Annotated in this window: 6 protein-coding genes; 3 read left to right on the forward strand and 3 right to left on the reverse strand. The window is 69.8% G+C overall.

The genetic code is table 11. The annotated features are described in order from the left end of the window. On the reverse strand, positions 1 to 206 hold a 206-nt coding region (locus ACKOB8_RS03045; protein WP_526375512.1), incomplete at its 3' end, for a hypothetical protein. 10 nt (positions 207 to 216) lie between these two features. Next, positions 217 to 960: a hypothetical protein gene (locus ACKOB8_RS03050; RefSeq protein ID WP_526375514.1), complete on the reverse strand. Its 744-nt coding sequence runs from the start codon at positions 958 to 960 to the stop codon at positions 217 to 219. Between the two features lie 123 nt (positions 961 to 1,083). Between ACKOB8_RS03050 and ACKOB8_RS03055 the strand changes: the two genes are divergently transcribed. After that, positions 1,084 to 2,436, forward strand: a complete 1,353-nt coding sequence (locus ACKOB8_RS03055; RefSeq protein WP_526375516.1) for an HNH endonuclease signature motif containing protein — start codon at positions 1,084 to 1,086, stop codon at positions 2,434 to 2,436. 9 nt (positions 2,437 to 2,445) lie between these two features. Beyond that, entirely contained in the window at positions 2,446 to 3,159 is a 714-nt protein-coding gene (locus ACKOB8_RS03060; protein WP_526375518.1) for an MBL fold metallo-hydrolase, read from the forward strand. A 12-nt stretch (positions 3,160 to 3,171) separates the two neighbouring features. On the opposite strand, the gene ACKOB8_RS03065 is transcribed toward ACKOB8_RS03060, so the two are convergent. Next, entirely contained in the window at positions 3,172 to 6,567 is a 3,396-nt protein-coding gene (locus tag ACKOB8_RS03065) for a cadherin-like domain-containing protein (RefSeq protein WP_526375520.1), read from the reverse strand. Between the two features lie 168 nt (positions 6,568 to 6,735). On the opposite strand from ACKOB8_RS03065, the gene ACKOB8_RS03070 reads away from it, so the two are divergent. After that, positions 6,736 to 6,923 (forward strand): enoyl-CoA hydratase-related protein (locus ACKOB8_RS03070; protein WP_526375522.1); only part of this gene is annotated, 188 nt, incomplete at its 3' end.

The raw sequence follows: 6,923 nt of genomic DNA on the forward strand, positions 1-6,923 counted from the left end.
GGGGTGATGGCGTAGTAGATGTCCTGGCCGATGCCGGTCAACAGGACTTCCTCGACGCGCACAGCGGGCACAGCGGGCACCGTGACCTGTGCCGGCTCTGGTGGGGTCATGCCCGGTGTCAGGCCCAGCCCCATAACCAGCCCTGTAGCCAGCCCTGTAGCCAGGGTCGCTGGAATCAGCGCGAGGCGCACCGGAACGTTCAGCACCCCGAGGAGCCTAGTTCGCGGCGTCGGGAGCTTCCGAAGCGGCCTTCTCGGCGGTTCGGCTCGCGCCGCGGGTGACCGCGGCGGCTTTGCGGGATTCACCGCGGGCCGTGCTCGCCGCGCTGGTCGCGGCGCGCCGGGCAGCCGAGTTCCGGGCGTCCGACGGGGCCCGCCGGTCGGCACGGTCAGCCCGGGCCTTCGCGGCGGGGATGCCGGGCGGGGCCACGGCTGAGGTGGCGGGGGCTTCGGGCGCGGATGCTGCAGGCGCGGCAACCGAGGCCAGCGGGGTCGGCTGCGGGATCGGCGGCAAGGCGGGCTGGCCGAAGAACTGCGCCTGCTGGGACACCCAGTTGTAGCCGGTATAGAAGAGGTTGCTGCCGTAGTTCACCGTCAGCGGGACGAACGACGCGGGATCGGCGATCAGGTCGGAGATGTAGTAGACGGTGTTCGCGATGACCGGCTGGATGAAGTCGAAGTAGTTGATGCCGACCTGCTGGGCGAGCGGGGGTCCGATCCCGGGAATCAGGTCGATCCAGAACTGGGACGACTCGACGACGTACTGGACGAACTGGGTGATCGAGTCGTAGATGTCACGTCCGATACCGGCGAGTTGGAGGTCCTGGACCTGTACGGCGGGGATCTCAAGGGCCGGCCGGGCCAGCGTCGCGGCCGGTGGTGTCACCAGGGTCGGCCCGAGGGCCACGGCCCCCACGGTGGCCAATGCGACGCCGGGAACGAGAAGCGAACGGGATCTCATGGAGCCCATTGCAGCAGACACCTCGGCCGACGGTGCGTTGCCACGCTGTCCACAGCGGGGACTTCATCCACAGGGGCAGGCCGAGGGGTTGGCCCTGTCGGAGGTCGGCGATAGTCTTCGAACATGTTTTCGACTCCGGTGGCGGATGCCCTGCGCGCGTTCCGCGACGCGGTGCAGGCTCTGGGCGCTCTGGACGGCGATGCGCTGCCGGTGGCCGAGTTGCTGGGCGTTGTGGAGGAGGTGGAAACCGGAGGACGGCGGGTGCGGGCCCTGGCCTGCGACCTGGCCGCCGCCGTGGAGCGCCGCGGGTCCGAGGAGTTGTGCGGCCCGGCCTACCGGGCGATCGCCGATGTGGCACGGCTCAGCCCCGCCGAGGCGCGCCGCCGGTTGCGCGACGCGGCTCAACTCTCGCCCCAGTCCACCCTGACCGGGCAGTGCCTGCCGCCGCAGCTGCCGGCGACCGCCAAGGCCTGGGCAGCCGGTGGGCTCGACGTCGAACACCTCCGGGTGATCCAGCGGTTCCTGCGCGAACTGCCCGTGGACACCCATCCCGGCGAGACCGCCCGAGCCGAGGTCTTTCTGGCCGAGAAGGCCGCCGAGCTGCGGCCCGACCAGTTGCAGGTCGTCGCCGACCGGCTGGCGATCACGATCAACCCCGACGGGCGGTTCACCGACGAGGATCGAGCCCGCCGGCGCGGCTTCACCTGGTGCGGCCGGCAGCGACCCGACGGTATGACCGAGGGCCGACTGACCGCCACCCCCGAGCTACGCGCCACCATCGACGCCCTGCTCGCCAAGTTCGCCGCGCCCGGCAGATGCAACCCCGCCGACCAGACGCCCACGGTCAACGGCGACCCGACACAGGACGTCATCGACCGCGACCTGCGATCGGTCGCGCAACGCCAGCACGACGCGCTCGGCGCCCTGCTGCGCAGCCAGCTGGGCTCCCCCGCCATCGGTCAGCACAACGGCTTACCGGTCACCGTCATCGCCACCGCAACTGTCGAACAGCTGTCCAGCGCCACCGGTCATGCGGTCACCGGCGGCGGTTCCCTGCTGCCGATGCGCGACCTCATCCGGATGGCTTCCCACGCCTTCCACTACCTGTGCATCTACGAGAAGCACACGCGGCGTCCGCTTTATCTGGGCCGGACCAAACGGATCGCGTCGGCCGATCAGCGCATCGTGTTGCATGCCCTCGAGCGTGGCTGTACGCGACCCGGCTGCAGTGTGCCCGGCTACCTCACCGAGGTCCACCACACGAAAGAGTGGGCCGACGGCGGCCTGACCGATGTCACCGAATTGACGCTGGGCTGCAAACCCGACCACCGCCTGATTAAGCCCGGTGGCTGGAGGACCCGAAAACGGTCCGACGGAGTGACTGAGTGGATCCCGCCACCGCACCTGCCGCTGCGGGGCGGCACCAACGACTACCACCACCCGGAACGACTGCTCCCCGGAGACGAGGTGACCTAGAGTCAGGACATGGCCGACCGCCTCTACTTTCGCCAGCTGCTCTCCGGACAGGACTTCGCCGCCGGCGACATGATCGCTCAGCAGATGCGCAACTTCGCCTACCTGATCGGCGACCGGGAGACCGGCGATGCCGTCGTCGTCGACCCCGCCTACGCCGCCGGCGACCTGCTCGACACCCTGGAGGCTGATGGGATGACCCTCTCGGGAGTGCTGGTCACCCATCACCATCCCGACCACATCGGCGGGTCGATGATGGGCTTCGAACTGAAGGGCCTCGCGGAGTTGCTGGAGCGGATCAGCGTGCCGGTACACGTCAACACGCATGAGGCACAATGGGTTTCCCGCGTGACCGGGATCCCGATGAGCGACCTGACTCCCCACGAGCATGGTGACAGAGTCGCGATCGGTGCGATCGACATCGAACTGCTCCATACCCCCGGGCACACCCCGGGTAGCCAGTGTTTCCTGCTGGACGGGCGCCTCGTCGCCGGCGACACACTCTTCCTCGACGGCTGCGGGCGCACCGATTTCCCCGGAGGCGACGTCGACGAGATGTTCCGCAGCCTGGGCAAGCTCTCCGCGCTGCCCGGCGACCCGACGGTGTTTCCGGGGCACTGGTACTCGGCTGAACCGAGCGCCAGTCTCTCGGAGGTCAAACGCAGCAACTACGTCTACCGGGTGTCCACCCTGGAGCAGTGGCGCGCCCTGATGGGCACGGGCTGACCGGGAACCCGGCTAGGCGTACACGACGTAGCCGAGGTCCCTGAGCATGCCGCGTTCGACGGCGCCGATGGTCCGCACGCCCGGCCCGTAGTTGTAGAACGGCTTCATGAAGAAGGGGGTCGCTCCGACCTGCGCCGGGTCGACGTGGGACAGCGAACTTCCCGACGACCAGGTGCCGGGCGTGTAGAGCGGCACATACCCGCCGTATGCGGCGACCGCATTGGGTCCGGCGAAGTACAGCCCGCCACCGCCGCCCGTCAGGTTCGAGGTGTACGCGGGAATGAAGGTGTAGGTGCCGTCGATGACCGCGGTTCCGTTTGAGGTCCTCAGGAAACTGTCGTAGACGGTCCAGTTCTGATCCAGGCTATCCGGGCTGCCCGCGCCGGTGATGAAACCGAGCGTGTGCATCAACTCGTGGATCGCCACCGACTGGAAATCGTATTCGTTGCCCGCCACCGAGTCGGCGTACTCCCACCGGGGGGCGAAGTTCCAGGTGATGCCGCCGTCGGCCGCCGCCCCGTTGCTGTCCACGCCGGTGAGGATCTTCTTCTGCACCACCGTGTCGTAGTAGCCGGGGCTGCCGCTGCTGAAGTTCGCGTAAGCGGAGGCGAGGAACGTCGAGTTCGGATCGTTCTCGCCGGTCACGGAATACGTGATGGTCACCGGAGCGCCGACCACGATGTAGGAGGCCAGCGACGTTGCGGCGGTCTGCAGCGCGCCGCGCGCACTGTCCGACCAGAACTGCGAGCCGGTGCCGTAGACGAAGTTGAAGGTCACCCCGGCCGGACTGATGGTCACGTTGACCGGCACGGCGACCGACGCGCCGTAACCGTCACTCACCGTCACGGTGAAGGTGTCGGCGGTGTCGGCCGCAGTGGCTCCGGCGAGCGAGGCGACATGGCGGGCAAGGGTCGTCGGGGTGTAGGTGAAACTGCCATTGGGCGCGGTCACGTAGCTGCCCTTGGCGGTCGCGCCGGAGCCCGAGTAGCTCAGGGTGTCCCCGTCGGCGTCGCTGCCGATCACCGTCCCGGCGACCAGGCCGGTCGTCGCGTCCGGAAAGCCCGCGCTGGCCAGCGCGATCGGAACGTTGTTCTGCGGAGCGATGGTCACGAGGACCGGGATGTTGACTGAACCGCCGTGTCCATCACTGATGGCGAGGGTGAGGGTGTCGGACGAGTCGGCGGCGGTCGCGGTCAATGCCGCCGCGGCGTGGCGCGCGGCGGCGGTCGGGATGTAAGTGAAGCCGCCATTGGCGCCGACCACGACACTGCCCTTGGCCGTGGAACCCGAACCCGAGTAGGTCAGCGCATCTCCGTCGGCGTCGCTGCCGATCAGCGTTCCGGCGACGAGTCCGGTGGCCGCGTCGGGGCTGCCGACACTGGCCGAACCGGTGGGGGCGGTGTTCAGCGGCGAGATGGTGATACTCACCGGTACCGCGGTCGAGCCACCGTAGCCGTCGGTGATCGTCACGCTGAAGGTGTCGGTCTTCACGGCGCTGGTCGCGGTGATCGACGCGGCGGCGTGGCGCGCATCGGCGGTCGGCGTATAGGTGAAGCCACCGGCCGCGGTGACGACGGCGGTACCCTTCGACGGGTTCGCCGATCGTGTGTAGGCCAGCGCATCCCCGTCGGCGTCGCTCCCGAGAACCGCGCCGACAACCGTTCCGGTCGCCGCGTCGGCGGTCCCCAGACTGATCGAGCCGGTCGGAGCGCTGTTCTTCGGCGAGATCGACACACTGAACGTCGCGTTGACCGAGCCTCCGTAACCGTCGCTGACCGTGACGGTGAAGGAGTCGGTCTTGTCGGCCGCCGTCGCGGTCAGCGACGCCGCCGCGTGGCGCGCCGCGGCCGTCGGGGTGTAGGTGAAGGTGCCGCCCGGTGCGATCACCAGGGTTCCCTTGGCCGACGCAGCGGGTGCGGTGTAGCTCAGCACGTCGCCGTCGGCGTCGCTGCCGGTCACCCTGCCGGTCACCACGCCGGTGGCCGCGTTCGGAGCGTTGACACTGGCCGTGGCGGTCGGGTTGGTGTTGGCGGGGGTGATCGGAACGGTCACCGTGACCACGGCGGAGTCGTCGTAGGAATCGGTGACGACCAGGTCGAAGGAATCGGCTCGGGCGGCGTCGGTGGCCGTGAGCGACGCGGCAGCATGGCGCGCGGCCGCCGTCGGGGTGTAGCTGAAGCTGCCATCCGCGGCCATGACGACCGTGCCCTTGCCCGTGCTGCCCGAGCCGCCGTAGGTCAGCGGATCACCGTCGGCGTCCGCACCGACGACCGTGCCGCGCACCACACCGTTGAGATCTGGGCTGCCCACGCTGAAGGTGGCGGTCGGCGCCTCGTTCACGGGCGTGACGGTGACGGTGACGGTGGCCGTGCTGGTGTCGCCGCGGGATCCCAGCAGACCGAAGGTCAGCAGATTGAGCAGGCCGGCGAAGCCGTGGATCACAAAACCGCTGGGTGCATCACTGACCGTGACGTCGAAGGTTTCGGCGATGCCCACGTGGGCGGCCGCCCGGTCGGGGGTGTAGGTGTAGTTGCCATCCGCGTCGATCACCACCACGCCGTTGACGGGGGCGCGCACGAGCGTGTAGCTCAACGTCGGGCTGTCCGGATCGTTGGGATTGAGCGCGCCGCTGATCACGCCGGCCGGACCCTGGCTCTGCTGCACCGGGCTCAAGGTCGGGGTCTGGTTGAAGAAGAACGCCATGATCGGGTTGACGGTGACCTGCCGGGCGAGCGGGGTGGCGCTGACAGTCCCAGCAGTGGTGGTCGCGGCTGCCGGCTGCGGCGTCCCCGGACGGCGAGCGACGGCGAGCACAGCCCAACTCAGGGCGGACCCGACCGGTGCGAGGGGTCCGGTGCCCGACCCGAGGTCCACCAGGTCCGCCACCGCCCCGGCCGACGCGAGGGCACCCGAAGCGACGGCCGCCACCGGCGGCGCTGTAGCCGGCGGCGGGTGCTGCTCGGTGGTCTGCGGCTCAGTGGCCGGTTCCGCAGCGACCGCCACCACCGTTTGCACAGGGGTGCGGGTGACCCGCGCCGCTGCCGGAAGGCCGGCACGCGCGGCGGACAGGGGCTGTCGCGAGGAGGTCGGCGTGGTGTCGGAGCCCTCGGAGCGCCCCGAGTCCTGGCGTTTCGGCGCGACGGGGGAATCCGGCCGGGCCTCGCGGGTCCTCGCCGGGGCGGCGGCGGGGGCCTCGACGGGGCGTTCGGCGGCCCGGCCGCGGGCCCGCTCGGATCGGTGCCGGGGGTCCGCAGGCGATCCGGCAGCAGAGTCCGCCGCGACCGCCGACGCGTCCTGGGAGGCCGGTGCGGCCCAGGCGACCCCGTATCCGCCGGTCGCCAGCACTGCCCCGACACCGAGCGCGGCCGCTAAGCCGCGACCCCGGCCGACGTGGCCGGATGCGCGCATCAGGAAATGTTAGCAGAGCGTACTCAGCATTTCCTCAGGTTCGGCTCTGCCCCTGCGGGTGCGCAGGCCTCGGTACCGTCATTCCGGTACCCGAAGGCCAGTGCCAACCGTGAGGAGCAAGCCGTGAGTGTGAGCTATCGCCAGGACGAGTCGACCGCGGTGGTCACCATGGACGACGGGAAGGTCAACGTCCTAGGCCCGGCCATGCTGGCCGAGATCAACACCGCCCTCGACCGGGCCGAGGCAGACGGCGCCGGCGCGGTGGTGATCGCCGGTAACGAGCGGGTGTTCAGCGCGGGCTTCGACCTCAAGGTGTTCCGCTCCGGCGACGTACAGGCGTCCATCGACATGCTCAC

The sequence above is a fragment of the Mycobacterium sp. genome (genome assembly GCF_046091765.1).
Classification (GTDB): domain Bacteria; phylum Actinomycetota; class Actinomycetes; order Mycobacteriales; family Mycobacteriaceae; genus Mycobacterium.

What these genes read in the sequence shown, in the direction of transcription:
- ACKOB8_RS03050 (WP_526375514.1), bottom strand. Translation starts at nt 960, where the DNA reads ATGAGATCCCGTTCGCTTCTCGTTCCCGGCGTCGCATTGGCCACCGTG.
- ACKOB8_RS03055 (WP_526375516.1), top strand. Translation starts at nt 1,084, where the DNA reads ATGTTTTCGACTCCGGTGGCGGATGCCCTGCGCGCGTTCCGCGACGCG.
- ACKOB8_RS03060 (WP_526375518.1), top strand. Translation starts at nt 2,446, where the DNA reads ATGGCCGACCGCCTCTACTTTCGCCAGCTGCTCTCCGGACAGGACTTC.
- ACKOB8_RS03065 (WP_526375520.1), bottom strand. Translation starts at nt 6,567, where the DNA reads ATGCGCGCATCCGGCCACGTCGGCCGGGGTCGCGGCTTAGCGGCCGCG.